Raw genomic sequence first — 1,933 nt, forward strand, 5'->3', positions numbered from 1 at the left:
ACCGCCCTTGCCGAAGACCCTTACTCTGGCCATGTCTTCGTCTTCCGCGGCAAGCGCGGCGACCTTCTCAAGGTGCTGTGGTGGACTGGCGATGGACTGTGTTTGCTGGCCAAGCGCCTGGAGCGTGGACGTTTCATCTGGCCGCAAGCCACCGAAGGTAGCGTTGCACTAACGCCTGCCCAGCTATCCATGCTGCTCGAAGGCATCGACTGGCGCCGTCCCGAGCGCACCCAGCGCCCGCTGTCGGCGTTATAGCTTGTAAACATCCCAGCACCTGCGTAAACTTGGCGGCATGTCTTCGCCTGCCGACCTTCCCGACGATATCGCCGCGCTCAAGGCCATGATTGCCGAGCGCGATGCCGCCTTGGCAGAGCGCACCGCCACGTTGGCGCAACAGGAAGTCGTCGTTGCCGAACTGCGTGAACAACTCTCGACCCGTGCTGCCGAGATCGAACATCTGAAGCTGTGGATCGCCAAGCTGCAGCGCATGCAGTTTGGCCGCAAATCCGAGAAGCTCGACCTCCAGATTGCGCAGCTGGAATTGCGCCTGGAAGACCTGCAGGCCGACGAAGGGCAATCCGCCAGCGCCGCGCAACGTCAGGGGCGGCCGTTTCGTACACCACCCCACCGCAAGCCCTTGCCGCCGCACCTACCGTGCGACGATCAACTTCATATGCCTGAGCAACAGGATTGCCCATCCTGTGGTGGCAAGCTGACTCAGCTAGGCGAGGATGTGTCCGAGCAACTGGAGTACGTACCGGCCAGCTTCCGGGTCATTCGTCATGTCCGTCCCAAGCTCGCCTGCTCGTGCTGTGATTGCATCGTACAGGCTCCCGCACCGAGCCGGCCGATCGAGCGTGGTCTACCGGGCCCAGGCTTGCTCGCTCACGTGCTGGTCGCCAAGTTTAGTGACCATTTACCCCTCTATCGCCAGTCCGCCATCTATGCGCGTGAAGGCGTGGAACTCTCGCGCTCCCTGCTGGCCGATTGGGTCGGCGCATGCAGTGACCTGCTGGCTCCGCTGGTCGATGCCATCGGCCGCCATGTGCGCGCGTCATCCAAGCTGCATGCCGACGACACGCCGCTGCCCGTACTGGCACCGGGCCTTGGCAAGACGAAGACGGCACGGCTGTGGACCTATGTACGGGATGACCGGCCCAGTGGTTCACAGGATCCTCCAGCGGTATGGTTCGCCTATACGCCAGATCGCAAAGGTGCTCATCCTCAACAGCACCTCAGGGACTTTACCGGGGTGCTTCAGGCAGATGGGTTCGCCGGGTTCAATGCCTTGTACGAGTCGGGCCGGATCAAGGAGGCAGCTTGTTGGGCGCACGCCAGGCGCAAGTTCTACGAGTTAGCGCAGGCAAGGCCATCGCCGATTACTGGCGAGGCGCTGCGGCGCATTGGCGCGCTATACGCAATCGAGGAAACGATTCGTGGCAAGTCTCCCGAAGAGCGGCTACAGGTACGGCAGGCCGAGGCCAAGCCATTGCTTGAGGCAATGGAGGTATGGCTGCACGAGACTGTGTCGACGCTATCAAGGAAATCAGATACAACGGCGGCGATTCAATATGCGCTCAACCGCTGGGCGGCACTGACGCGCTATTGCGACGATGGAATCATTGAGATGGATAACTCGGCGGCCGAGCGGTCGCTGCGCGGAGTGGCCCTGGGTCGCAAGAACTACTTGTTCGCCGGAGCCGACTCTGGCGGTGAGCGTGCTGCAGCGATGTACTCGCTCATTGGCACGGCGAAATTGAATGATATGGATCCGGAAGCCTATCTGCGTCATGTCCTGGCCCATGTTGCTGACCATCCCATCAACCGCATTGATGACCTGTTGCCTTGGAACGTTGCCGGCAAACTCCCGTCCTTCAACGCAAACGCATAACCCTAACGTCGCCGTCAACCACGGCTCTCAGCCGACGCTTAC

2 protein-coding genes are annotated in these 1,933 nt (G+C 61.4%); both read left to right on the forward strand.

Annotated features, from left to right (window positions below; all coding sequences use genetic code 11):
* Window positions 1-255 (forward strand): IS66 family insertion sequence element accessory protein TnpB (gene tnpB / locus FH061_RS30075; protein WP_151639492.1); only part of this gene is annotated, 255 nt, incomplete at its 5' end.
* 37 nt (window positions 256-292) lie between these two features.
* Window positions 293-1,891 (forward strand): IS66 family transposase, encoded by a 1,599-nt coding sequence (gene tnpC / locus FH061_RS30080; RefSeq protein WP_151639493.1) that lies wholly within the window; start codon window positions 293-295, stop codon window positions 1,889-1,891.
* Window positions 1,892-1,933: the final 42 nt, after the last annotated feature.

It is taken from the genome of Noviherbaspirillum aerium, from assembly GCF_008929045.1.
Lineage (GTDB): Bacteria > Pseudomonadota > Gammaproteobacteria > Burkholderiales > Burkholderiaceae_D > Noviherbaspirillum > Noviherbaspirillum aerium.